The following is a 24,545-nucleotide window of genomic DNA, read 5'->3' as shown; positions in this document are numbered from 1 at the left end:
GCTCTGGAGCCTACAGCGACAGCGTCGCAGACCTAGCGGCCTTCGGCCGCGGCAGCGTTCGCCGCCGCGAGCGTCGCGAGCGACTGCTGCGCCGCCGCCGCGTTGGCCGCATCACCACGCCAGATGCGCATGGGCAGGTCCTGCAGCGCTCGTCCGTAGGAGAACGTGATCGGCCAGGGCAACGTCGCTCCGGCGTTCATCGCGCGCAGGTGCGCGGTCGCGACGTCGTCTGCCTGCCCACCCGACAGGAGGGCGATCCCGGCGACGGAGGCCGGCACGCTGTCGCGATAGACCGCCACCGACGCCTGTGCGACCGTGTCGACGCTCACGGGTTCGCCAAGCACCCCAGGCGTGACCATCGACGGCTTCAGCACCATGCCCTCGAAGTCGACGTCGAAGCGTCGAAGTTCGGCGAACACCTCGGAGAGCACGCGTCGGGTCACGGCCGCATTGACCTCGATGGAGTGATCGCCTTCCATCAGGACCTCCGGCTCGACGATGGGGACGATGCCGTTCTCCTGGCACAGCTTCGCGTAGCGAGCGAGCGCGTGAGCGTTGGCGGCGACGCACATCGAACTCGGCCGACCGTCCCCGATGGAGATCACCGCGCGCCACTTGGCAAAGCGCGCCCCCTTGGCGTGGTAGGTCGCAAGCCGCGAACCAAGCCCATCGAGCCCCTCCGTCACGAGCTCTCCCCTCGAGCCAGCGAGCGGCTTGGCACCGGTATCAACCTTGATCCCTGGGATCATGCCACGGGCGGCGAGGAACTCGGGGATCGTCGAACCATCGGAGGTTCGCTGGTTGAACGTCTCGTCGTAGAGGATGACCCCCGAGATCCACGTGGAGAGCTCGGGCGTGGAGAAGAGCATCTCCCGCCAGGCGAGGCGACTCTCCGGCGTCGATGGGATCGAGAGCGCGTCGAAGCGCTTGGTCAGGGTCGGACTGCTCTCGTCGGCAGCGAGAATGCCCTTCGGTCGTGCCACCATGGCCGCAGCGATCGTGCGAATGTCGTCCACAACGCCTCCTCGGCTCGAGACTGAATCGTGGCGCGCCCTGGTCATCGTCGACCCACTGGACGACGCGCTGCCAGCACGCTACGCGGGCAGGGAGGCTCGCCCACCCGCCCCTCAGGTGAGCGCAGGGGGGATTTCGAGCTCCCCCATCGCCTGGAGCTGGGCGACGAAGGCGCGGACCGGCTCTGGGGGCCCCTCGGGGCCCACCACCAGGCACCAACGCCGGACCGACGGCAGCGGCCCCAGCGCGAGCGAGAGGATCTCGCCCTGCTCACGTTCTCGTGCAACGAGATCGCTCGACAGGACGGCGACGCCGAGACCGAGCTCCACCCCCCGCTTGATCGCGAGGTTGGAGCCGATGGTGAGCGATGGCGGATGGATGTCGAGCGCGCTCAGGACCTCCTCTGCCGAGGCACGTGTGCCCGATCCCTCTTCGCGCACGAGCCAGGTCACTGCGCTTGCCGTCTCTGGAGTCACCTCGAGCGAGGGGCCGAACCACTCGCGCGCCCAGCCTGCGGCGGCACACAAGAGCAGCTCGTGCGGACGGGTCGCGACGATGCGCAGACCGGCCTCGTGTCCGGGTCGACCCGCGATCACGAGATCGAGCCGATGCGTACGGAGCCGCTCGAGCAGTCGCGCCTTGTTGGCGACTTCGAGGTGGACGCTCGCCTTCGGCCGCGCCGATCGGAACACCGAGAGCCACCGCGGCAACAGCTCTTCCCCGACCGTTGCGACCGCCCCGATCCGTAGGACCCCGCCTGCGGCGTCGGCGAGCTCATGCACGCGGACCAGCGCCTCTTCTTCGAGCCCCTCGATGCGCCGTGCATAGTCGACGAGCACCTCGCCTGCAGGTGTGAGGCGCACACCGCGACCCACCCGCTCGAGGAGCTTGACACCGACCTCCCGCTCGAGCGAGGCCACCGCCGCCGAGACTGCAGCGGCGCTGACGACCAGTCGATGCGCCGCACCCGCGACCGAGCCCGCCTCGAAGACGGCGACCAGGCTCCGGAGCTGGGTTCGAGTCATCCTCCGTCACTGTACGCGACGATGGCCGAGCTCACGTCGACGCTTGCGTACTCCTCGGCAGCACCGGCACCGCATCGAGCAGTGCCTTCGTATAGGCCGACGTCGGCTGGCGCAGCACCGACACGGTGGGGCCGCGTTCGACGATCGCTCCCTCGCGGAGGACGACGAGCTCGTCGGTGACGACCCGTGCCGACAAGAGATCGTGCGTGATGTAGATCAGCGAGATCCCGCGCTCGCGACGCAACGACGCGAGCAGCTCGAGAATGCCGGCACGGAGCGAGACGTCGAGCATCGACACCGGCTCGTCCGCGACGAGGACCTCGGGTGAGGCTGCGAGCGCACGCGCGATCACGACGCGCTGACGCTGACCGCCCGAGAGCTGGTGTGGGAGCTTCGGGGCGAACTGCTCCACTGGCACCAGCCCGACGGTCGTGAGGAGCTCGGCGAGCGCGCGCTCACGCTCGGCGCCTCGGAGGTGACGGTGGTTGGTGAGGGGACGTTCGAGCGCGGTGCGCACGCTCGTCAAGGGATTCAAGGCCGCGTAGGGATCTTGGAACACGAGCTGCACGCGCCGCCAGTGCGCTCGTAGCCCCCGCCGGTCGAGCTGGTCGACGCGCACGTTCCCCAGTCGGATACTGCCCGAGTCCGGGCGCTCCGCGCCGAGGATGAGGCGCGCGAGCGTGCTCTTGCCGCTTCCCGACTGGCCGACGATCCCCAGCGACCCACCCGGGGCGACCTCGAGCGAGACGTCTCGGAGCGCCTCGATCGTCTCGTGACGCCGCTCCCCTCGATAGGACTTCGAGACCCCGTCGACCACGAGCCGTTCGGTCATCGGGACCGTCCCTCGACCGCCACGGCTGGATGCACGCAGCGTGCCCACTGGTCGTCGAGCGTCACCGTCGGCAGGGGGCAACGACACTCGTCGCTCGCGACGCCACAGCGGGGCGCGAACGCGCACCCTTCGATCTGCGCAACGAGGTTCGGCGGGCTCCCCGGAATGCCACGCACCGTGACCTCCTCCGCCCGAGGGTCGGCGTAGCAGCCCAGCAGCGCCTCGGTGTAGCGGTGCAGCGGTCGTGCCACGACACGCTCGGTTGGTCCCGCCTCCACCACCTCACCTGCGTACATCACGTCCACTCGCGAAGCAAGGCTCGCGACGAGACCGATGTCGTGACTGATGAAGATGGCGGCGAAGCCCCTCGCTTGCTGCAGCGATCGGATGGTATCGACCACCGAGCGCTGCACGAGGACGTCGAGCGCCGTCGTCGGCTCGTCGAAGACCACGAGCTGGGGTTCCAGAGCGAGCGCCAGGGCGAGCGCAACCCGTTGGCGCATGCCCCCTGACAGCTCGTGGGGATAGCTGCGCAAGACCGACGGCGCGAGCGCAACTTGTTCGAGCAGGGAGACGGCGCGAGCTCGGACCTCTGCTCGGTGACGAACACCGGTACCGGCGAGCACGTCTCGAAAGTGCCCCTCAATCGAGCGGACCGGATTGAGGGCGTTCATGCCGGCCTGTGGGACGAGCGCGAGCCCTCGATGGCGCAGGGCCCGCCGCTGGGCGGCGTCGAGACCCACGAGTTCGACACCGCGGAAGCGGATCGACCCACCGACGATGAAGCCAGGGGGACCGAGCACACCGACGACCGCGGTGCCGAGCGTGCTCTTGCCACAGCCCGACTCACCGACGACGCCGATGAACTGGCCCTCGTCGACCTCGAGCGAGACGCCTCGGAGCGCGTGCACGACGGTCGTGCCCATGCGGTAATCGACGACGAGATCGCGAACCTCGAGCAAGCTCATGCGCGCTCCCTCAGCCGGGGATTCGAGAGCGCATCGACACCGAAGTTGATGAGCGACAGCGAGGAGGCCAGGAGTGCGATGCACAGACCCGGACCGACGATGACGCCCCACTGGCCCGTCAGCAACGCATTGGAGTTCTCCGCCCAGTAGAGCATCGTCCCCCAACTCACGGCGTTCGGATTGCCGAGCCCGAGGAACTCGAGTCCGGCCTCGGCGAGCACCGCGGCGGTCGCCGCGCCGAAGAAGCTCGCCGCGATGAGCGACGTCATGTTGGGGAGGATCTCGCGGAACACGATGCGCCAGGACGAATCTCCGGCCAGGCGTGCAGCGAGCACGAAGTCACGGGCGCTCACCGACTTCGCCTGACTTCGGAGCACGCGCGCTCCCCACGCCCACCCGGTGAGGGCGATGACCGCGATGATCACACCGGGACCTCGACCCGGCAGGTAGGCGGTGATGACGATCATGAGCGGAAGCCCGGGGATGACGAGCATCACGTTCATCACGAAGCTCAGGGTCTCGTCCACGATCCCGCGCGAGAACCCAGCGATCAGTCCGACCACGATGGCGACGACGGTGGAGATGCCGCCGGCGGCGAAGGCCACGAGCACCGAGGTACGCGCTCCGTAGAGCAGCTGCGAGAGGGCGTCCTGGCCGCTCGAGGTGGTGCCGAGCAGATGCGCAGCGCTCGGGGGCAGGGAGTCGGCAAACGACGTCGCCGTCGGGGAGTAGGGCGCGATCAGCGGTGCGGCGAGCGCCATGAGCACGAAGGCGAGGAGGATGACGATGCCGATCCGAGCTCGCACGTTCGACCAGAGCGCCCCGACGATCCGCGCGAGAGAAGCTCGCGCCCTCGACCCCGACTGCACCGGAGCCGCAGCCTCTGCCCCAGCCGGTGCCGGCGCGCTCGTCACGGGCGTGCTCATCGGCGCACCCGCGGATCGAGCACGCCGTAGAGCAGGTCCACGATCAGGTTGGCGACCAACACGCTCACCGTGATGACGAGGAACAGGCCCTGCATCAGCGGGTAATCCTCGTTCACGACGGCGTTGTAGAGCAACGATCCCACGCCCGGATAGCCGAACACCACCTCGGTCAGCAACGACCCCGACACGACGAACCCGAGCGCGAGGCCGAAGCCGGTCACGTTCGGCAAGATCGCGTTGCGCGCGGCGTAGCGCAGTGCCACCGTCCGCGAGGGAATCCCGTTGGCCTCGGCGAACGTGACGTAGTCCTCACCGAGGGTCGGGATCATGGTGTTGCGCATGCCGAGCAACCAGCCGCCAAGACTCGAGACGAGGATCGTCGCGGCCGGCAGGATCGCATGGTAGGCCGCGTCGACGATGAAACCGAGGCTCCAGGTCGGGCTGAGCGTGGAGGCGTAGCCACCTCGGATCGGGAACCAGCCCAGCACGAAACCGAGCACGTAGAGCGCGAGGAGCGCGGTCCAGAAGTACGGGAAGGCCGCGGTGAACGTCGAGCCGACGGTGGCGACGGTGTCGATGATGCCGCCTCGGCGCCAGGCCGCAAGCACACCGAGCAAGGTGCCGACGACGAACGCCAACACAGTGGTCGTACCGACGAGGCCAAGGGTCCAGGGCAGAGCTTGAGCGATCAGGGAGCGAACGGACTCCGGGAAGAACGTGTAAGAGACGCCAAGGTGTCCATGCGCGAGGGCAACGAGGTACCCACCGTACTGCGAGAGCAACGAGCCATGGGGCAACCCGAGGGTGAGCTCGATGGCGTGGAGCTCGGTAGGGCTCACCGGTCCGCGAGCCGCCAACTTGGCGAGCGCTGCCTGAGCTGGGTTGCCCGGCATGAGGCGAGGGATGAGAAAGTTCAGCGTGAGGGCGACCCAGAGCGTCAGTACGAAGATGACGAGCCTGCGCACGACGTAGCGCACGAGCTACCTCCTCGGGAGGGGGCCGCCACCGAGGTCGGTGGCGGCCCCAGGGGAACACGACTAACGAAGCCTGAGGTGCGTCATGATGACCAGCGGCGCTTGACCGTAGGGCTGCGGTGGCGCGTACGGGTCCTGGGCCGACGGCCAGCCGACGAAGTTCTTCGTCGAGAACTCGCTCCAGATCGCCCCTTGGTAGAGCACCACGACCGGGACATCGTTCACCATCTGTTGCTCGAGCCCGTAGACGGCGTTGCGCTGCGCGCTCGTCGTGACCGCGGCAGCCAGCGCGTGCAGATAGGTCTCCGTCGTCGGATTGACCCACCGCTCGTAGTTCGAGGCCGCCGTCTGTCCGAGCGGTGCGGCGAGCGACGCCGCGAGCAGGCCGTGGAGGTCGTTGTACGGGTTGCCCGTACCGCCGAAGGCACCGATGGCTCCGGTAAACGACCCCGTGGACAGGTCGCTCGCGTAGGCGGCGTACTCCGGCGTCTGGAGCGTCACGGAGATGCCCACCTTCGCCAGCTCTTGGCTGATCACCTGGGCTGCCTCGATCCAGTCAGAGAAGCCGTTCGGGACGATGATCGACATGGAGACGGCACCACTCGGACCGGTCAGCTTGCCGCCGCTGAGGTGGTAGCCAGCCTTCGCGAAGTCGGCGAGCGCCGCCGTTGGGTCGTAGCTCACGTAGCCGCTGTTGGGGATCGCGGGATCGAGCCACTGCTTCAGGTTGGGCAGCAAGAGTCCCGTCTGGCTTGCAACCGGCACGTAGCCGTCCTCTGCCTTCGTCGCGATCGTGGAACGATCGAGAGCCGCCGAGATGCCCTGGCGGAACGCGACGGAGGAGAAAGGCGCCTTCGCGAGGTTCAAGAAGAGGGTGATCTCACCGCCGCTCGGGAACCAGTACTTGTTGGTTGCCGGATCCTTGGCGACCCACACCTTCTGGACATCCGGGATGAAGAGCGTCGCCCAATCGTAGCCCCCCTGTGCGAGCGTCAGCTGGGAGGTCTGGTTGCCCGTCAACGCTGGGAAGTTGATGGTCTTGACCTCGACGGACGATGCGTCCCAGAAGTCGGGATTCTTCGCGAGCACGTACTCGTTCGGATTGAACGACTTCAGCACGAAGGGCCCCGAGACCACCGGGTTCGTGTTGGTGAACGTCACCGGATTCGACACCGACGACCACACCGACTTCGGCACGATCGGCGTCTCGAGGATCGACTGGGCGAACGGCACATCCGGTGCGGTGAACGTGAAGGTGATCGTCGAGCCGCTCGAGGTCACGGACGACACGTGATCCCAGATCCCCGCACCGTCGAGGGCCGGGTACTGCTTGAGCATGTCGAACGTGAACACCACGTCCGCTGGCGTGATCGGCGCTCCGTTCGACCACTTCATTCCACTGCGCAGCGTGACGACGAGTGTGGTCGGGTTGGTGAAGTGCTCGGACGCCGCCAGCAGCGGGACCGTCGTCCCTTGCAGCGGGTTGACCCAGGCCAGCGGCTCGTACATGTAGGTCGTGCCGATGCGCTGGTTGCCCGAGAACGGATTGAAATCGTCCTGCAGGGTCGGCGAGCCGTTGTCGACCCCGATGGTGAGCGTCGGCGACACCTTCGTCGTCGAGGACGCCGACGACGTCGATGCCGACCCACACGCCGCGAGCACCGCGGCGCCCGCGAGCCCCACCATCAATCCCTGGATCGGCCGCGATCGCCGACCAGTCCTCCAGCGAGCTACCTGTCCACTCACTATGATCCCCCTTTGTCTATCCCACGCCAGGTCCCGCGGTCGAAACTCTTACGCCGTTCGCCGCGGGCCCTGGCCCTCGCGTTGGTCGACCCTCAGGCCTCCCAACTCCTCGCGCGGCGTGCCCTGAGCCGCACCAACCCGGGCATCGGCACGCGCACGGTCATCTCGATGCGCCCCCCGTCGACGACGGAGGTTCGGCCAGCCGGCTCGACCCGCAGCGCCGCGCGCTCCCGGAGGGCCGCCGTGGCCTCGGGCCCAGGCCATGGGTCCTCACCCGCGATCGCCTCGAGGAACGAAGCGTGATCCCGATCGACGCGCGTGAGCTCGAGCAGCCACTCGCCGTCCTCGAGCCCTTCGAGCGTCACAGTCACCGTCCGATCGAGGTCACCGCGACCCTCGGCGTCGGCCGCATCGTGCGAGCCGTTCCACACGAGAACGTCGACCCGCTCCGCATCGGCACCCGCCCACCCGTCCACGAGTGCTCCAGCACCGTCGCCCTCCACCTCGGTCGCCACGATTCGAGAAGGCAGCTCAGCGACGAGACTGAGCGCGTGCCAGCGCGACTTCGGAAGGTTGCCGACCGTCAACAGCCCGAAACCTCCCGCGGCGAGGCGTTCCGGCCTGCCGAGCTCCTCGAAGTGGTCGCTCACCACCCAATACGAGAGGGCAGCTGCGATCTGCTGTGCTGCCTTCATGCCGCGCACCACGAAGGGCGCACCAAAGGCCCCGTCGTTGACCCGCGCGTGGTGCGTCGGCGACACGCCCCACTCGGTCCACCACACGGGGACGTCCCCCCGACCGACGCGCGCAAGCTGGGCACGCAGGTCGAGAGGCATACCGCCATAGGTGTGCGTCGACAGGAAGTCCAACGGCGCATCGGTCTCGTGGACGAAGTCGAGGAACGGCGCGATCCACCCGCTTCCCGCGGTTGCGGGGCCTCCCACACGTAGCGCCGGATCCACCTCCTTCACCGCCCTCGCGACCCGGTCGTACAGTGCGAAGTAGGCAGCCATGTCGCCGGTCCAGAAGACGGCCAAGTTGGGCTCGTTCCACACCTCGAACGCCCACTCGCGGACTTCGTCGGCGCCGTAGCGCTCGATCATGTGGCGCACCACCTGCGCCACGAGTTCGCCGTAGCGAACGAGGTCAGCGGGAGGCGACACGTTGGCCCGATAGGTGAACACGGTTGCCGCTGGATCCGTGGCCAGGGATGATGGCGTAAAGGACAGCTCCACGATCGGGCGAAGACCACTGGCGAGCACGAGATCGAGCACCTCGTCGAGCGCGCTCGTCTCGGTCAGGCGACCAGACGCGTCCACCATCCCAAAGGCGTCATCGAGCCAGCAGTGCGCCCGAACGTGCGTCACGCCGATCGCCGCGGCCCGGCGATAGGCCTCGAGCACCTCGGCCCGAACGTCATGACCGAAGCCGTCGTCGCGAAGGAGCAGCTGCCCTGGCCGCTCGGAGCCCACCATCCACCACACGGGCGCGAGTGAGCCGACCGGGGACGACGCCTCGACCCGTACCGTCACCGCTGCGCTGCGGTCGCCATCGCGCGCCTCGACCGGATCGGAGAACGACGTCGGACGACGACCCACATCTTCGAGTGCCGCCACCCGGTACCAACCGCCCGCCTCCCGGCTCGTGTCCAGCGTTGGAGGCCCAGCGACTTCGACGAGGTCGTGCTCGGCGCGCCGAAGCACCGTCCACGGACCGTCCGGACTCGGCGCCCGCTCGACGAGATAGCACACCGCACCCTCGACACGCTGCCATGTGATGGTGACGCAGCCCGAGCCACGCCAGGCCTCGACGCCCGTCGGGGGAGGAAGGTGACCAACGTGCTCGTCGACACGTCGCTCACGAGTTCCCTCCTCCCAGCGCTCGAGTACCGCCCGGGTCGCGTCCTGCTGCTCTCCGTGGGCTTTCACTGGGCTCCTCTCATCGCCGTCCCGACCGTGCTCGTCACCGGCTCCGCTGCACCGCTGGGTGCGACGAGTTCTCCGGGCCACGACGCCGACGTGCACCCACAGCTACGCCGTCGCACGACCTCGGTCGGGAGCGTGATCATGCGGCCTGGCGCGGCTCGACCTTCGATCCGATCGATGAGGAGCTCGACACTGAGCCTTCCCAGGTCACGCATCGGCTGGCGCACGGTCGTCAGGCCGGGATAGGTCAGGCGCGCGAGCTGCGTATCGTCGAAGCCGGTCACCGCAACGTCGTCGGGGACGCGCAGGCCCGCGTTCCGGAGGGCGAGCACGATCGCGACAGCCATCTGGTCGTTCCCCACCACCAGCGCACGTGGCACGGGGCCGCGTTCGAGCAGCGTGGACGCGATGGACCAGCCGCTTGACTCGCGAAAGTCTCCGCGCGCGATCGGCTCGGCCAGATCGTCGCGCCCGAGCATCCGTACCGTGCGCTGGAAGGCCTCAAGACGACTGCGAGCATCCGGCGAGCGAACCGGACCTCCGACGAACCGGACGTCGGCGTAGCCGTGATCGACGAGCAGATGCCGCGTGATCTCCTCGATGCCCCGCTCGTTGTCGACTCGGACCACGTCCGCCCCCCGCAACCGACTCCGCCCGGCGAGCTGCACGAGCGGAACCCGCTCCGCCAAGGCCCGGACCTCGACGTCGGCGAGCACCCGTGAGAGCATCACCATGCCGTCGACACGAGCAGAGACGAAACGCACGAGCTCGGCGGCCTCGCGCTGATGGGTAGCGGCGACGAGGAGCGCGACCCCGTGGGAACGTGCAGCGCGCTCGGCTCCGCGAATCACCTCGTCGGCATAGAGCCGACCCTCTTGATCCTCGTCGAGCCCTGGGTCGACCGACGGATCATCGAGGTCCGGGAAGACCAAGCCGATCGCACCGAGGCGCCGCGACGCCAGCGACGCGGCCGGGGCACTCGGCACGTACCCGAGTCGCTCGGCGATCTGACGAATGTGCGCTCGTAGCTCCGGACGTACGCCAGGAATGTCGCGCAGCGCCCGGGAGACGCTCGCGACCGACACGCCGGCTTCGGCTGCGACATCGAAGATCGTCGCGCGAGCAGCGCTCATCGCGCGATCCCAGCGCCCTGATCACACCGCACGACCGACGACCCCCACCAAGTTCCCCGGTTCGCATACCAGCGAACGTAGGCCAGATGATAGCGCTTACGTGAACGACATGCAAACGCTTTCAGCATCGCTCGCAGGAACCGTTCACGAGCACCGCCCCGCAGGAGCACGGACCACGGTGCACCACTGCCGTGTCGGTGATCGACGAGACAACACAGCGACCTGTTCCGCACGGGCAGTCGCATTGTCAACGCCTCGCAAGGTTTCGTTCAGCTCGTGGTCACTCTCGACCGGTGGACTACCCCCGACCGCAACCTCGGGAGGCCCTCATGCGCCACCTCGCCGCTCCCCTCGTCCCAGGGGTGACCTGGACCTTCCTCGTGCGCTCCGTCCTCGCTGCGCTGTTCGGTGCGATCGTCGGTGCCGAACGCCAGTGGCGCTCGCGCATGGCAGGGCTACGCACGAACGCCCTCGTGGCGCTCGGCGCCGCCCTCTTCGAACAGCTCTCGCTGCTCCTTGCCACCAGCCCCATCGCCGCGACGGCACACGAATCGGTGGACTTCACGAGGGTCACCGCCTACATCGTCTCGGGCATCGGGTTCCTCGGTGCCGGCGTCATCATCCGCGATGGCGTGAACGTGCGCGGCATCAACACCGCAGCCACGATCTGGTGCGCGGCCGCCATCGGCGCCCTCACGGGCACTGGCTACCTCATGTTGGCGCTGCTGGCTGCGCTCACGGTCCTCGCAGCCCACGTCGGGCTACGGCCGCTCGCCCGCACCCTCGACCGACGTCCGCAGCGCGAGGCCGAAGAGGTGCGCTTCGAGTGGACGCTCTCGGTCGTCTGTCAAGAGCCAGCCGAAGCCCACATCCGGGCGCTCATCACCCAAGCAGCCTCAGCCGGCGCGTTTCGGCTCCGCGGCGTGCGCAGCCAGGAGCTGCGTCATGAGCCCGGCCTCGTGCTCGTCGAGGCAGACCTCGTCGCCGAAGGCCAGGACGACCTCGCCGTGGAACAAGCCATCTCTCGCCTCAGCCTCGAACCCGCCGTGAGCTCGGTGAGCTGGCGGTCTGCCGACTCCGAGGCGCGCGACGCCTCGGAGTAGGACACGCCCGACCCGGCTATGCGTGGATCAGGTGGTAGATGAGGAGCAGCTGCGCGATCGCCAGTGACGCCGAGCGCTTGCCCGGTCCGATGACCCCGAGCGGTTCGGGGATCGGCCCTGGGAGCCCGATGTGGTCCCAGAGCACCTCCTCGACGACCTGGGTCACCTCGGTCGGAGCATGGCCGTGGACGTGGAGGGCATCCACCGGCTTGCCGTCTTGGTCACGAATCAGCTTCAGGTGGACCGACTCACGCGTGTCGCCCGTGAGCACCGACGACAGGTCGGGGTGCGGGATCGTCGGACGCAGCAAGATGGTCGCGCTCATCGTCTCGTCTCCGCCGGTCCGGCCCGCAACCGGAGCGAACGAAATCACGATGTCTGCGTTGCGACGCTGCGGACGGATATAAGCGTCCGACTCGGGCTCGCGACGCTCGAGCTCGGCGAGCACTTGGTCCTCGCTGTAGCCACGCTTGCCCGTGTCGCGCTGGATCTTCCAGCGACGCCGGACCTCCTCTGGTGGGTCCAAGAAGACGGTGACGTCGAACGTGGCCCGCGACAGCTTCGACCACAGTGGGAACAGACCCTCGACGATGACGATCTCCTTGGGCTCGAAGAGCACCGGCCGACCCAGCGTGCCCGTCGAATGGTGGTACACCGGCTTCAACACCGATTGTCCGAGGGTCAAGAGCTGGAGATGCTGCTCGAGAATGTCGAGGTAGTTGCACTCGGGATGCAGCGGCGTGAACGGGAGTCCACGCCGCTCCTCCCGGTCGTAGCGGTGATAATCATCGGTGCAGAACGACGCGATACGCTCGGCGCCGAGCGCCTGGGTGATGCCCTTCGTCAGGGTCGTCTTGCCAGAAGCGGAGTCTCCGGCGATCGCGAGCATCGTCACGCGCGTCGGATGCGCTCCTCGCGCCGTCGCCTTCTGGATGGCGGCCACTCGATGGGACATTGACGGTTCCTTTCGCACAACATCGATCATGCGTCCTCCTCCCCCCGGAGGCTCACGACCCGCCGGACCGTGCCGAACTGTCCCGGCTCGATCCAGAGGCTTTCGATCACGAAACCATCCGCATGCGGCATCGGTGGCACAAGCGGGGTCGCCCCGGTTACGGACGAGGCGACGACGACCGATTCAGGATGAGCGAGGTCGCTCGCCTCGAAGCGAAGCTCCTCCCAATCGGGCTTCCATGCGTCGAGGATCGATCGCTCCTCGTCGCTCTGCGGGCGGAGGCGGGCCTGCATCTGGCCGGCCAGCGCCAAGGCGGCTGCGGCGGTGATGACGCCCTCTGGCGTGCCACCGATACCCCACAGCATGCGCATACGGGGATCGCCGGTGAGCACGCGCAGGCTCGCCATCACATCCCCGTCTGGGATCTCGACGACCGGAACCCGCGCGGCCCGCAGCTCTCGGATGGCCGCCTCGTGGCGTGGCTTGGCGAGGACGACCACCGGGGTCTCCGAGATGGCAAGTCCGAGACGGTGCGCCACGCGTCGAACGTTCTCGACGAGCGGTGCCTCGATGTCGACGACTCCCGCGGCCTCGGCCGGTACCACGAGCTTCTCCATGTACCAGCCTGGCAAGGGGTGCAGGCCGCGATTGGGCGCCGCAGCGAGCACCGAGACGGCACCCTCCCGGCCGGTCGCCGCGTACGTCGTCCCCTCCAACGGGTCGACCGCGAGATCGACCGCGACCGAACCAGAGCCAAGTCGCTCGCCCACGTAGAGCATGGGGGCTCGGTCCTTCTCCCCCTCACCCACGATCACGGTGGCCCGCGCAGGGAGCGCACCGAGCGCTCGACGCATGGCCGAGACCGCGGCTTGGTCTGCTGCCGAGCGATCGCCATCGCCGACGAGGTCCTGGGTCGCAACCGCAGCGGCCTCCGTCGCAGCGAGGAGCTCGGAGACGAGGTGGACCGGACGACGCAAGAACGAACCGTCCACGACGAGCTCTGCGGCGGCGTCGGCGACGTCGGAGGCGGTAAAGCCGAGCGCTCGCTGCACGTCCTTGATCGGAGCCGACAGCCCGAAGCGAGTGATGTTGTAGAGGCGGTCCCCCGGCTGGAGGAAGGCCTCCCATCCGGTCGCGACGCTCGCCTCGACGATCAGGCGTGGAATCCCCGACGGCGCGAGCTCCTCTCGCTCCTGCTCGTCGATGGCGAGGAAGCGCTCGCGCCACGGCACGGAGACGACCCGCGCCACGATCCCCTCCTCCTCGAGGAGCGCGTGCGCGGCCTCGACGCACAGGTTGACCTCCGACCCCGAGGCGACGAGAACCACATCAGGTCGGTCGACGTCGGCGCCGTACACGATCCGAGCACCACGGCGCTCGAGCCACCCAGGCTCGTCCGCGGTCGGCATGGGCGCAAGACCCTGGCGAGTCAAGATCAACGCAATGGGACCGCTCGTGTGGGCGAGCGCCGCTGCCCACGCCTCGTTGGTTTCGAAGGCGTCGGCTGGTCGTACCACCGCGCTGTTCGGGATGATCCTCAGCGCCTCGACCTGCTCGATCGGCTGGTGCGTCGGTCCATCCTCGCCCACGCCGATGGAGTCGTGCGTGAACAGATAGATGACCGGGAGACCCATGATCGCCGACAGACGAAAACTTGGCCGCAGATAGTCGGAGAACACGAGGAACGTCGCGACCCATGGGCGCAAGCCCGAGAGCGCAAGGCCGTTGGCACATGCGGCCATGGCGTGCTCACGGATGCCGAAGTGGACGATGCGTCCGAGCGGATGCTCGCGATCGATGACGGGCAACGCAAGCTTGGTCCCGGTGGACTCGGCGAGATCCGCCGATCCTCCGACCAGCGTCGGGATCGCCACCATGGCCCGCTCGAGCACGTGCTGGCTCGCCACGCGGGACGCGACGGCCTTCGCAGGATCGACCTCCGGGAACTCGAGCGCCTCGAGGACCTGCGGGTCGAGGTGGATGGAGGGCGCCTCGTAGCCCACCTCACGAGCCCGTTCGCGCCACTTGGTAGCCACCTCACGCTTGGCGGCGACCACCTCGTCGGCCCATGCGCGCACGTCATCGGGGACGACGAACGCCTCGTCGACGGGCCAGCCATAGAACTCCTTGGTCGCCCGATACTCGTCGGGTCCGAGGGCGGCACCGTGCACCTTCGACGTTCCCTGCTTGGTTGGGGCCCCGCGCCCGATCAGCGTGGGAAGGATGATGAGGCTCGGGCGGGACTCGTCGGCCATCGCGACCCGATAGACCGCCTCGATGGCGTCCGGGTCTTCGGTGTCCTCGACCGAGAGGACCTGCCACCCGTAGCCACGGAAGCGCTCGCGCACATCGTCAGTGCACGAGATGTGCGCGGGCCCGTCGATGGTGATGTCGTTCGAGTCGTACCCCACGATGAGCCGACCCAGCCCGAGATGGCCCGCGAGTGACGCCGCCTCGTGGCTGATCCCCTCCATGAGGTCGCCGTCGGACGCGAGCACGAAGGTGTGATGGTCGATGAGCGCCTCACCGAAGCGCTGCTCCGTCTCGTGACGCTGCAGCTGTTCTGCGAGCGCGAGCCCGACCGCGGTCGCGAAGCCCTGCCCGAGCGGCCCGGTCGTGACCTCGACCCCTGCGGTGTGGCCGTACTCGGGGTGTCCGGGCGTGCGCGAGTTGAGCTGCCGGAAACGGCGCAGCTCATCCATCGGTAGGTCGAAACCGAACAGGTGGAGCAGTGAGTACAGCATCGCCGAGCCGTGACCAGCGGACAGGACGAACCGGTCGCGGTTGGGCCAGGCCGGATCTGTCGGATCGAACCGCATCAAGCGCGCAAAGATCGTGACGGCGACCGGCGAGAGTCCGAGGGGAAGGCCAGGATGGCCCGAGTTCGCCGCCTCGACCTGGTCGATCGAGAGCATCCGGACCGTGGTGATGGCTCGCTGCTCGACAGTCGTGGTCACTTCCTTGCCTCCTCTGCGATCGCATGAAACGCCTCGACGCCAGCTCGGAGCCCGCCTGGATGTGCGAAGAGCGCAGAGCCCGACACGACGATCTCGCCCCCGTTCTCGACGACCCCCGCCAGCGTGTCAGGGGCAACGCCGCCGTCCACCTCGATCCTGGTGGTCGGGTTCGTGAGGTCACGCAGTGCGGCGAGCGATGCGATCTTCGGCTCGACGCTCGCCAGGTAGCGCTGGCCCCCGAAACCGGGATTGACCGTCATGACGAGGATGACATCGAGCAGATCCATGACGTACTCGATCGCCGACGGCGGGGTCGACGGGTTCAGGGCCACGCCAGCGCGAGCACCAAGGCTGCGGATCAGCCCAAGGCTCCGATGCAAGTGGGCCGTCGCCTCGGCGTGAATGATGACGAGCTCGCACCCGGCCCGCACGAACGACTCGACGTGGCGGTCGGGGTCGACGATCATCAGGTGCGCCTCGAACGGGAGGTCGCTCCAGCGGCGGCAACTCTCGATCACCGGGGCGCCAACGGTGAGATTGGGCACGAAGACGCCGTCCATCACATCCCAGTGCACACGGTCGACGCCAGCAGCCTGGAGGTCCTGGAGCGTCGGGCCGAGCTGGCCGAAGTCAGCAGGGAGGATGGAGGGCGCGATCTCAAGCTTCGTCATGCGCGCTCCTTCGAAGCGAGGCCTATCGAGGCACCTAGGAACCTAGCCTCTCCGACGCTTGGAGCCTCCCCCGCCAGGGGTGATCGGTCGGGGGATCTCAGGCCGAGACCATGCGCCGTGCGAAGCGCACCGCGCTGGCGCCGGCCGGGCCGCCGCGAGCGACGTCGGCGGCGAGCTGTCCGCAGGCTGCATCGATGGATCGCCCCCGCGTGTCGCGAACCGTCACGTTGACACCGAGCGAGCGAAGCCGGCGCGCAAAGCGCGCGACGCCGTCGGGATCGGTGCCCACCATCGGGTAGCCCGGTGTGGGGTTCAGCGGGATGAGGTTGACGTGAGCGGCGAGCCGACGTGCGTGCCCGGCGAGCTCAGTGGCGTCACGGTCGCGATCGTTCACGCCGGCGATGAGCGCCCACTCGAGCGTGACGCGCCGCCCGGTGAGCTCGGAGAACTCCTGCGCGGCATCGAGCACGGCGTCGATGCCGTAGCGCCGGTTCATGGGCACGAGGTCGCTTCGTGCGGCGTCGTTGGCCGCATGCAGCGACACGGCGAGCGTGACGCCGAGATCTGCGTGCGCAAGGCGTCGGATCCCCGGCACGATCCCGACCGTGGACACCGTGACGCGCCGAGGGCTGATGCCGAAGTCAGCGCGGATGCGTCGAATGGCCTCGATCGCCACCGAGGCGTTCGCGAGCGGCTCGCCCATCCCCATGAAGACCACGTGCGTGAGACGTCGCGGGCGTACCGAACGCTGCGCGATCGCGAGCTGCTCGACGATCTCCCCGACCCCGAGGTGCCGCACGAACCCGGCCTGCCCTGTGGCGCAGAAACGACAGCCCATCGCGCAACCGGCCTGACTCGAGACGCACACGCTGATGCGACGCGCCGACTGCATGACGACCGTCTCGACGAGCGCCCCGTCGGCAGCCTCCAGCGCGAACTTGACCGTCTCACCGTCGTCGGCGTGCTCACGCCGACGCTCAGTGAGGCCCGGATCGAGGTGGCTCGCGAGCTCGGCTCGCATCCGAGCCGGCAGCGTCGAGATCGCCTCGAGTCGCTGCCCCTCGTGGTAGAGCCCGTGAAACAGCTGCTCGATACGCCAGTCCGGCCAGGGAACGAGCGCACGCACCGCCGCACGATCCAGCTCATAGACGCTCGCCACACCCCCATCCTACCGGCACCTCGACGTCCGTTCGGGACGAAGGTCCCTCAAGGACGGGCACCTCTTCCCTGGTCGGGGGCGCTCCAGCGCGCCCATACTGACTCAGTGCGCAAAGGAGGTTCGCAGTGGAGCGAGTACTCGTTCTCGGTGGCAACTTCGCCGGTCTGACGTCGGCCCTCGAGGCCAAGCGACATACCCGCGGCCGCGACGTCGAGGTCAAGGTGGTCTCGAAGACCGACTACTTCTTGTACGTCCCCTCGATGATCTGGGTTCCCTTCCGTGAGCGTGAGGTGTCGCAGATCACCCGGCCGGTTCCCAAGATCCTCGCCAAGCGCGACGTCGCCTTCAGCCAGGCCGAGGCGACCCACATCGACCCCGAGCGCCAGGTGGTGAGCACCACTCGTGGCGAGGAGCCCTACGACTACCTCGTGATCGCGACGGGCCCGAAGTTCGACTACTCGAAGCTCGAAGGGTCCGACCCGAAGCTCGGCTTCAACCACGCCGTCCACGACCCCGAGCTCATCATGCAGACGCGTGAAGACTTCGATCGGCTCGTCGCCGATCCGGGCCCGGTCGTCGTCGGTGCCGCTCCTGGTGCCAGCTGCATCGGAGCCGCCTACGAGTTCCTCTTCAACTTGGACTACTACCTGCGCGTCCACGGCGTTCGCGACCGCGTCGACGTGACCTGGGTCACACCTGAACCCTACGCGGGTCATTTCGGCATGGATGGCATCCGAGGCGGCGAGCGGCTCCTGAAGGGCCTGCTCCATCGCCAGGGCATCCGGCTCTACGAGAACACGGCGATCGCATCCGTGAGCGACGAGGGCGTCACCCTCGCCGACGGGACCCAGCTCCCCTCGAAGTTCACCATGATCATGCCGGCCTTCAGCGGACAGGACGTGATCTTGAACTCGGGTGCGGGCATCGGGAACGCAGCGGGTTTCATCCCGGTCAACGGCGCATTCCAGCACCCCGACTACCCGAACATCTTTTCTGCGGGCGTGGCGATCGACGTGGAGAAGCCCTTCACCAGTCAGGTGCCGCTCGGCATCCCGAAGACGGGCTTCCCGGCCGACATCGAGGGCAAGCTCGTCGGCAAGAACGTCGGCCGCTTGGCGACCGGACGGACGGACCTCGAGCAGCGACCCTTCCGCGACATCCCGGGCGTGTGCGTACTGGACGCGGGGCACAAAGAAGTGATCATGTACGCCAACAAGTTCTTCAAGCCGCGGCAGGTCGAGTTCATGCTCCCGAACCCCTTCTACGACATCACGAAGCGGTTCCTCGAGCGCTACTTCCTCTTCAAGGAGGAGCGCGCCCTCGCGCAGCTGCCGTAGCACCAGACCTCACCCCACAACGCGTACCTCCAACCAGCCGGGACCGTGGTCCCGGCTGGTTGCGTCGTGGGCGTCGATCGATCGCACACATGACGTGGGCCGGACTGGTCGCCTCAGTACCCCATGGGGTATATACTGTCATCATCAGGGTTGACAACCTGAAGCATCACATAATTGTCGTGATACTACGGGAGGACCGATGATCCGCGAGATCGACATCCATCACTTCGCCGCGGCCCACCAGGATGGTGCCTTCGTCGTCGACGTGCGCGATCCTTGGGAATATGAGTCGGGTCACGTCCCGGGGGCGAAGAACATCCCGCTCAGCCACCTGCCCCGCCGCATCCATGAACTGCCCCGCGACAAGGACGTCCACGTGATCTGCGCGAGCGGATCGCGCAGCTACGCCGCCGCCCAACTCCTCGCCGGCAGCGGTCTGCGCGCCGTCAGTGTCCGCGGTGGCACCAACGCCTGGATCCGCGCGGGCAAGCCAACGCTGAACGGCAGCCGGGAGAACGTCGCCTGAATCGCGCTCGACGCCATCGCCGAAACGACGTACGACCCGTGCCACGAGCACGGGTCGTACGTCGTTCGGATCCTCCTCGTCGATCAGGACTGAGGAGTCCGTGGTGCCGCCTGCTGCGCCTGCTCCATCGCGGCCTGGCGCGCCTGCCGACGTCGCACCATCCCCTCGAGTTCGTACCATGCGATCACCGTTGCCAGCACGGAGTAGGCGATCCAGAGCACGACCAAGGCGACCAGGAAGTGCTCGAGGACGTTGGCCCAGCTCGTGTAGCCGTGGTCGGCTTGGATGACGCTGGGTGTCGCAACGAGCGCAGCCGAGATGACCGAGAGCCAGACCCGCCACGGAAGACGCATGGCTACGCCACCACCGCAAGGCCCAGCTCGACGGCGGCACGCTCCGAGCGCACGCAGTGGAGCGCGTCGATCGGCCCACAAGCCGCGAGTTCCACCTCGAGGTCGCAGGCAGGCTCGTCTCCCGACACCGCGACGACCACCCACGTGAGCGGGGCGAGAAACGAGCTACGCAAGAGCGCGAGCTGACCTGGATCCACGAGCACCGCGACGCGTCGCTGTCCACTCGCGACCGCTCGCGCCACCCGATCAGCTGGACTGCGCAGTCCGAGTGGGATCTCGCGCCGACGCTGAGCGAGCACGAACCGATCGGCGTCGCCGACCCCGACGCGATCGGCGACCGCATCGAACGCCGCCAACGGATACGGCACGCTCGGGGCGCACACCGCGATCACCCGCGAGCCCTCGGGGGCGATGGTGCGCTCGGCCACCGGTGCGCTCACGTCGACCACCACGTCGCCACCGTCAGCGCTCAGGTCGACGGTCAGGTGAGTCGTGCGTTCGTCGATGACGGCACGCACGGCTGCGCTCGCTACGTCACCGAGCTGCGACCACTGCGGGCGCTCGACCGAGCCGAGCGGACGCGTCTCACCGCCCGAACCGACCACCACCGCCTCGCGTCGCCCGATGGGCGCGACCACGACCTGAGGCGGCTCGCTCTTGGCCTGCTCGTACGCCGTCGCCAGGATCTCGAGGTCCTCGGCGGGCGCCTCCGCTTCCCGAGCCGCGAGCTGACGTGACAGCTCCTTGGCAAAGTCCCGGGCGCTCGTCACCGGCATCGGTTCGGCCGTGACGACCACGTGGCGCTTGCGCCCGAGTAGGCCGGGCTTGGAAACCCGCTCGGCCGCCACGATCCTCGCGTCTGGGCCGAGGGCCGCGCGCGCAGCCGCGACCGCTTCTGCCGCTGTCTGACCACTAAAGCGCCGCTGGTTGCTGGACACCACCGATCACCCCCATCTGAACGACATCAACCGACGAACCGATCTCACCGAGCGCGAGCACGGGGAGCTCCGCCGGCGTACGGGCAAGGACCGCCCACAGCGGCCGACGGATCGCTCCCATCGTGACGAGCACGAGGTCGAGCCCCTGTGCCTCGGCGCGCTGCTTGGCCTCGGCGACCTCGGCACGCAGTGCTCGGAGCTCCTCGTGGGCGATGCCGAGACTCCGGCGTCCGTCGACGCTCACGAGCGATTCCACGAGGCGAAGCTCGAGCTCGGGCACGAGGTAGGCGACCGGCAGCTTGCCGCCGGTCGCAAAGCGCGTCCCGATGGCACCGCCGAGCGCCTCGCGTGCAGCCTCGAGCAGCGCGTCGGGCTCGTGTGTCTGACGCGCGCGATCGACGACCGCCTCCACGATGGCGGCGAGGTTGCGCACCGGCACCCGCTCGGCGAGCAGGTCGCGAAGGACTCGCTGGAGCTCACCGAGTGGGAGCTGCGACGACACCAGCTCGTCGACCACCACCGGCGCTGCCTGGCGGAGCGCATCGAGCATCTCTTTGACCTGCTGGCGCGTGAGAAGCTCGTCAGCGTGGCGCCGGACCACCTCGGCGAGGTGCGTCACGATCACCGACGATCGGTCGACGACCGTCGCGCCGAGCACCTGGGCTTGCGTCTTGGCCTCCGGGGGGATCCAGCACGCTGCAAGACCGAACACCGGATCGACGGCGGCCTCCCCCGGTAAGGACTCGAGGCCCTGGCCCATGGCGAGGACACGCCCTCTGGGAATCCGACCCGTACCGACGACCTGATCTTGGATGAGGATCCGATACTCGTCCGGACCGACGTCCAAGGAGTCGTGGGTACGCACCGGTGGCAGGAGGAAGCCCAACTCCCCGGCGAGCTTGCGCCGCAGGCCCTTCACCCGCGTCAGCAGGTCCCCGCCTCGAGCCGGATCGAGGACGTCGAGGAGCTCGAAGCCGAGCTGGAGCTCGAGGAGCTCGACGCCGACGACGTCGGCCGCGAGCGCGTCCGGCACGGCTTCTGACTCGGTGACGACGGGCTCGTCGCCGCTCCCCACGTGCGACGCGCTCCTCGACCGAAGCCGCCACCCGACCGCGAAGACCGAGCCACCGACCAGGACGAACGGCACCATGGGGAGCCCCGGCAAGAGACCGAGCGCGCCGATCACCCCCCCAGCGAGTTGGATGGCCACGGGCTCGTGGGCGATCTGGCGCAGGAGGTCGAGGCCGAAGTCCGCGTCGTTCGCGCTCCGAGTCACCATGAGGCCCGTCGAGATCGAGAGCAAGAGTGCCGGGATCTGGCTGACCAGGCCGTCACCGACCGACAGGAGCGAGTACGTGTCGATCGACTGCGAGACCGAGAGATGGTGCTCCACGATGCCCACGATGAAGCCGCCAATGAGGTTGATCAAGGTGATGACGGCGGCCGCGACGGCATCACCCTTGACGAACTTCGAGGCGCCGTCCATCGCCCCGTAGAAGTCCGCCTCGCGAGCGATGCGCGCCCGACGTGCACGTGCCTCGGCTTCCGAGATGTGACCGGCGTTCAGATCCGCGTCGATCGCCATCTGCTTGCCCGGCATAGCGTCCAACGTGAAGCGCGCCCCCACCTCCGCGACGCGACCGGCACCGTTCGTGATGACCACGAACTGGATGATGAACAAGATGGCGAAGACCACGAGTCCGACGACGACCGACCCGCCGACGACGAAGTGGCCGAAGGCCTCGATCACGCTGCCCGCATAGGCGTGCAGCAGGACCAGACGGGTCGCGGACACGTTCAGCGCGAGCCGGAACATGGTGGCCACCAGCAGGACCGAGGGGAACGCCGAAAAGTCGAGGGGATCTCGCACGCGCAGCGTCAGTCCCAGCACGATCAACGCGAAGGTCAAGTTGGCCGTGATCAAGACGTCGAGGAGCTGCGACGGCATCGGCACGACCAGCATGATCACGATGACCGCGATGCCGACCGGCACGGCGAGCGCCATGCGCCGGAGCCTCGTCGAGTCCACGGGCCTCCCCTTCGTCGCTGCCCACCGTGGCTTCCACGGCGCCTCCGTGCGCCTCGCTAGCGTTCTCGGCCCGCGTGCACGTCGCCTTGAGTATCGATCTCGTCGGCGAGCAGACTCCAGGCCCGAGCGGCGAGATCGACCGGAATGTCGTCGGAACGGGTCACGTGGCGTGAGTCGAACGAGCGCGCCAGCGACGGCAGTCGATAGACGAACGCGAGGAGCCTCGCGACGACGAGGAACAGCGATGCAGGGATCGGCTCTCCGACACGAGAGGCGACGTAGACGACGCGCGCGAGCGGGGGGTCCTCGACGATCGGCACCCGAGCGGCACGCGCACGCTCGCGTATGGTCATCGCCAAGTGATCGAGGCCCTTAGCGACGACGGTCGGAGCACGATCACGGCGAGGGTCGTAACGCAGCGCGACGGCCACGTGCGTCGGATTGACCACAACCACGTCGGCTTGGGCGACGTCGGCGAGCATGGCCCGTCGAACGAACTCACGCGCCAAGCGCCGGCGGCGTGCCTTGACGGCGAGATCTCCTTCGTGCTCGCGCAACTCGTCACGTACCTCGTGGCGGGTCATCCGCAGCCTGCGCCGCAGCGACCGACGCTGGCGCACGAGGTCGACGATGCCGAGGACGACCCCGAGGACCGCGACGACACGGACCAGCTCGAGAGAGGCACCAGCGGCGGCATCCGCCGCCGCAAGCGGTGAGGATGCACCCTGAGCCATGGCGTCGATGCTGCTGGAGACGATGGCAGCCGCGACGGCCGCCGTCGCGACGAGCTTGACGATCGCCTTGGCGACCTCGATCCCGGGTTGGGCCGAGAAGATCCGACGCAGGTTGGCCGCGGGCGAGAAGGTCTCGGCGCGTGGTCGGAGTCGCTTCGGGACGAAGCGCAGCCCGACCTGGGCAAGGTTCCCGACCGCGACGATGACCACCGCAACGACGGCGACCGGCCCGACCAGTTGGACCACGAGATCGAGACCGGTGCCGAGAAAGCGCAACGCCCCGGCGCTCGTGGCGGGGATCGCGCCCGACCACGCTGCGGCCGCGACGTCGCCGATGCGCACGCTCGCATCGCGCACGGCGAGCGGGAGGGCGAACGACGCGATGAGGAGCACGACGAACGAGACGAGGTCGACCGAGCGCGCGACCATCCCCTCCTTGCGCGCCCGCTCGAGCTTTCGCGGGGTTGGCTCTTCGGTGCCCTCCTGGCGCGCCATCTTCAGGCCCCGAGATCACGCTCGGCAGCGAGCAGGAGACGCACCCCAGCGTCGAAGAGGTGCGGGATGACGGGCAGCGAGACGACCATCATGATGAGCGACAACAGAATCTCGAGCGGGAACAAGAAGCCGAGCGGCTGGAGCTGCGGCGCGACCTTCGTGAGGACCGCCGCCACGATCTGGGCGAAGAACATGACCGCGATGACCGGTGCGGCCACCTCCAGGCCGGCCGCAAAGGTGAGCGTCACCGACTGCACGATGACGGTGGCCGTGTTGGCCAGATGGACGCTCGCGTCGCTCGCGAGATAGAACCCGCGGAGCACGACGACGTCGGCGCCGGAGACGAAGAACAGCACCGCCCAGATCATGCCGTAGAGGTCGCCGGTGACCGGGACCTCGCCGAACGCGAGCGGCGTGAGCGAGGGAGGCGTGACGAAGCCACCCAGCAAGCCGATGAAGCTCCCCGCCTGCGATCCGATGCTGATCGCAGCGAGCGCCACGAATCCGATCAATGCACCGGTCGCTGCTGCCCAGGCGAGCTGGCCGATGAGCGCTGGCGTCGTCGCCGGCAAGGCGGTGTGGATCGCTGCGCCAGCCATGCCCATCCCCACCGCGAGCGCGAGTTGAGCCGTGCGCGGCACCGTCGCGAGCGCGAACGGCGCGGCGATGACGACGAAGCCGAGCGCGTGCGCGGTCGCGATCAAGAACGCGAGTACGGAGCCCAGCTGGAGGCTGATCTGCACGG

Annotated in this window: 21 protein-coding genes; 3 read left to right on the top strand and 18 right to left on the bottom strand. The window is 68.2% G+C overall.

Annotated features, from left to right (window positions below; genetic code table 11):
- Positions 1 to 32: 32 nt before the first annotated feature.
- From AFER_RS00905 to AFER_RS00865, 9 genes are all read right to left on the bottom strand, one after another.
- Positions 33 to 1,016 carry a class I fructose-bisphosphate aldolase gene (locus AFER_RS00905; RefSeq protein ID WP_015797651.1) on the bottom strand — a complete coding sequence of 328 codons (984 nt, stop codon included), beginning with the start codon at positions 1,014 to 1,016 and terminating at the stop codon, positions 33 to 35.
- A gap of 111 nt (positions 1,017 to 1,127) precedes the next feature.
- Positions 1,128 to 2,039 (bottom strand): LysR substrate-binding domain-containing protein, encoded by a 912-nt coding sequence (locus AFER_RS00900; RefSeq protein ID WP_015797650.1) that lies wholly within the window; start codon positions 2,037 to 2,039, stop codon positions 1,128 to 1,130.
- A 31-nt stretch (positions 2,040 to 2,070) separates the two neighbouring features.
- Positions 2,071 to 2,871 carry an ABC transporter ATP-binding protein gene (locus tag AFER_RS11440; protein WP_015797649.1) on the bottom strand — a complete coding sequence of 267 codons (801 nt, stop codon included), beginning with the start codon at positions 2,869 to 2,871 and terminating at the stop codon, positions 2,071 to 2,073.
- The gene (locus AFER_RS11435; protein WP_015797648.1) at positions 2,868 to 3,839 is read right to left on the bottom strand and encodes an ABC transporter ATP-binding protein; all 972 of its coding nucleotides are present in this window, start codon (positions 3,837 to 3,839) and stop codon (positions 2,868 to 2,870) included. The genes AFER_RS11440 and AFER_RS11435 overlap by 4 nt, the downstream gene beginning before the upstream one ends.
- On the bottom strand, positions 3,836 to 4,765 hold the full coding sequence (locus AFER_RS00885) for an ABC transporter permease (RefSeq protein ID WP_015797647.1): 930 nt from the start codon (positions 4,763 to 4,765) through the stop codon (positions 3,836 to 3,838). Before AFER_RS00885 ends, AFER_RS11435 begins: the two co-directional genes overlap by 4 nt.
- On the bottom strand, positions 4,762 to 5,742 hold the full coding sequence (locus AFER_RS00880) for an ABC transporter permease (protein ID WP_015797646.1): 981 nt from the start codon (positions 5,740 to 5,742) through the stop codon (positions 4,762 to 4,764). Before AFER_RS00880 ends, AFER_RS00885 begins: the two co-directional genes overlap by 4 nt.
- Positions 5,743 to 5,802: 60 nt before the next feature.
- The gene (locus AFER_RS00875; protein ID WP_143711895.1) at positions 5,803 to 7,485 is read right to left on the bottom strand and encodes an ABC transporter substrate-binding protein; all 1,683 of its coding nucleotides are present in this window, start codon (positions 7,483 to 7,485) and stop codon (positions 5,803 to 5,805) included.
- A gap of 92 nt (positions 7,486 to 7,577) precedes the next feature.
- Positions 7,578 to 9,413, bottom strand: a complete 1,836-nt coding sequence (locus AFER_RS00870) for a GH39 family glycosyl hydrolase (protein ID WP_015797644.1) — start codon at positions 9,411 to 9,413, stop codon at positions 7,578 to 7,580.
- Positions 9,410 to 10,543, bottom strand: a complete 1,134-nt coding sequence (locus AFER_RS00865; protein WP_015797643.1) for a LacI family DNA-binding transcriptional regulator — start codon at positions 10,541 to 10,543, stop codon at positions 9,410 to 9,412. The genes AFER_RS00870 and AFER_RS00865 overlap by 4 nt, the downstream gene beginning before the upstream one ends.
- Positions 10,544 to 10,872: 329 nt before the next feature.
- On the opposite strand from AFER_RS00865, the gene AFER_RS00860 reads away from it, so the two are divergent.
- The gene (locus tag AFER_RS00860) at positions 10,873 to 11,646 is read left to right on the top strand and encodes an MgtC/SapB family protein (RefSeq protein ID WP_015797642.1); all 774 of its coding nucleotides are present in this window, start codon (positions 10,873 to 10,875) and stop codon (positions 11,644 to 11,646) included.
- 16 nt (positions 11,647 to 11,662) lie between these two features.
- Here AFER_RS00860 and AFER_RS00855 read toward each other — a convergent pair whose 3' ends face one another.
- From AFER_RS00855 to rlmN, 4 genes are all read right to left on the bottom strand, one after another.
- Entirely contained in the window at positions 11,663 to 12,601 is a 939-nt protein-coding gene (locus AFER_RS00855; protein WP_041661601.1) for a phosphoribulokinase, read from the bottom strand.
- 26 nt (positions 12,602 to 12,627) lie between these two features.
- A complete protein-coding gene (gene tkt / locus AFER_RS00850; protein ID WP_015797640.1) occupies positions 12,628 to 15,558 on the bottom strand; it encodes a transketolase in 2,931 nt (976 codons plus the stop codon).
- Positions 15,555 to 16,229: a ribulose-phosphate 3-epimerase gene (gene rpe / locus AFER_RS00845; RefSeq protein WP_015797639.1), complete on the bottom strand. Its 675-nt coding sequence runs from the start codon at positions 16,227 to 16,229 to the stop codon at positions 15,555 to 15,557. Before rpe ends, tkt begins: the two co-directional genes overlap by 4 nt.
- A gap of 97 nt (positions 16,230 to 16,326) precedes the next feature.
- The gene (gene rlmN, locus AFER_RS00840) at positions 16,327 to 17,388 is read right to left on the bottom strand and encodes a dual-specificity RNA methyltransferase RlmN (protein ID WP_015797638.1); all 1,062 of its coding nucleotides are present in this window, start codon (positions 17,386 to 17,388) and stop codon (positions 16,327 to 16,329) included.
- A 125-nt stretch (positions 17,389 to 17,513) separates the two neighbouring features.
- Between rlmN and AFER_RS00835 the strand changes: the two genes are divergently transcribed.
- Complete coding sequence (locus AFER_RS00835) at positions 17,514 to 18,725, top strand: NAD(P)/FAD-dependent oxidoreductase (protein WP_015797637.1); 1,212 nt, start codon at positions 17,514 to 17,516, stop codon at positions 18,723 to 18,725.
- A 199-nt stretch (positions 18,726 to 18,924) separates the two neighbouring features.
- Positions 18,925 to 19,251, top strand: a complete 327-nt coding sequence (locus AFER_RS00830) for a rhodanese-like domain-containing protein (protein WP_015797636.1) — start codon at positions 18,925 to 18,927, stop codon at positions 19,249 to 19,251.
- An 83-nt stretch (positions 19,252 to 19,334) separates the two neighbouring features.
- Here the strand turns inward: AFER_RS00830 and AFER_RS00825 are convergent, their stop codons facing one another.
- From AFER_RS00825 to AFER_RS00805, 5 genes are all read right to left on the bottom strand, one after another.
- Entirely contained in the window at positions 19,335 to 19,604 is a 270-nt protein-coding gene (locus AFER_RS00825) for a hypothetical protein (protein WP_015797635.1), read from the bottom strand.
- Positions 19,605 to 19,606: 2 nt separating this feature from the next.
- A complete protein-coding gene (locus AFER_RS00820) occupies positions 19,607 to 20,542 on the bottom strand; it encodes a hypothetical protein (protein ID WP_171788926.1) in 936 nt (311 codons plus the stop codon).
- A complete protein-coding gene (locus AFER_RS00815; protein ID WP_015797633.1) occupies positions 20,517 to 22,547 on the bottom strand; it encodes a flagellar biosynthesis protein FlhA in 2,031 nt (676 codons plus the stop codon). Before AFER_RS00815 ends, AFER_RS00820 begins: the two co-directional genes overlap by 26 nt.
- Positions 22,548 to 22,627: 80 nt before the next feature.
- Entirely contained in the window at positions 22,628 to 23,800 is a 1,173-nt protein-coding gene (locus AFER_RS00810) for an EscU/YscU/HrcU family type III secretion system export apparatus switch protein (protein ID WP_015797632.1), read from the bottom strand.
- Between the two features lie 2 nt (positions 23,801 to 23,802).
- Positions 23,803 to 24,543, bottom strand: coding sequence for a flagellar biosynthetic protein FliR (locus AFER_RS00805; RefSeq protein WP_015797631.1), 741 nt, complete (start codon positions 24,541 to 24,543; stop codon positions 23,803 to 23,805).
- Between the last annotated feature and the right edge of the window lie 2 nt (positions 24,544 to 24,545).

Source organism: Acidimicrobium ferrooxidans DSM 10331, from assembly GCF_000023265.1.
Classification (GTDB): domain Bacteria; phylum Actinomycetota; class Acidimicrobiia; order Acidimicrobiales; family Acidimicrobiaceae; genus Acidimicrobium; species Acidimicrobium ferrooxidans.
This window is presented reverse-complemented; position numbering and strand designations above follow the sequence as displayed.

Bases quoted from the DNA above. Each gene is read 5' to 3' on its own strand.
- AFER_RS00860 (WP_015797642.1), top strand. From the start codon at position 10,873: ATGCGCCACCTCGCCGCTCCCCTCGTCCCAGGGGTGACCTGGACCTTC.
- AFER_RS00865 (WP_015797643.1), bottom strand. From the start codon at position 10,543: ATGAGCGCTGCTCGCGCGACGATCTTCGATGTCGCAGCCGAAGCCGGC.
- AFER_RS00810 (WP_015797632.1), bottom strand. From the start codon at position 23,800: ATGGCGCGCCAGGAGGGCACCGAAGAGCCAACCCCGCGAAAGCTCGAG.
- AFER_RS11435 (WP_015797648.1), bottom strand. From the start codon at position 3,839: ATGAGCTTGCTCGAGGTTCGCGATCTCGTCGTCGATTACCGCATGGGC.
- AFER_RS00900 (WP_015797650.1), bottom strand. From the start codon at position 2,039: ATGACTCGAACCCAGCTCCGGAGCCTGGTCGCCGTCTTCGAGGCGGGC.
- AFER_RS00825 (WP_015797635.1), bottom strand. From the start codon at position 19,604: ATGCGTCTTCCGTGGCGGGTCTGGCTCTCGGTCATCTCGGCTGCGCTC.
- rpe (WP_015797639.1), bottom strand. From the start codon at position 16,229: ATGACGAAGCTTGAGATCGCGCCCTCCATCCTCCCTGCTGACTTCGGC.
- AFER_RS00830 (WP_015797636.1), top strand. From the start codon at position 18,925: ATGATCCGCGAGATCGACATCCATCACTTCGCCGCGGCCCACCAGGAT.
- AFER_RS00855 (WP_041661601.1), bottom strand. From the start codon at position 12,601: ATGTCCCATCGAGTGGCCGCCATCCAGAAGGCGACGGCGCGAGGAGCG.
- AFER_RS00885 (WP_015797647.1), bottom strand. From the start codon at position 4,765: ATGAGCACGCCCGTGACGAGCGCGCCGGCACCGGCTGGGGCAGAGGCT.
- AFER_RS11440 (WP_015797649.1), bottom strand. From the start codon at position 2,871: ATGACCGAACGGCTCGTGGTCGACGGGGTCTCGAAGTCCTATCGAGGG.
- AFER_RS00815 (WP_015797633.1), bottom strand. From the start codon at position 22,547: ATGGCGCTCGCCGTGCCGGTCGGCATCGCGGTCATCGTGATCATGCTG.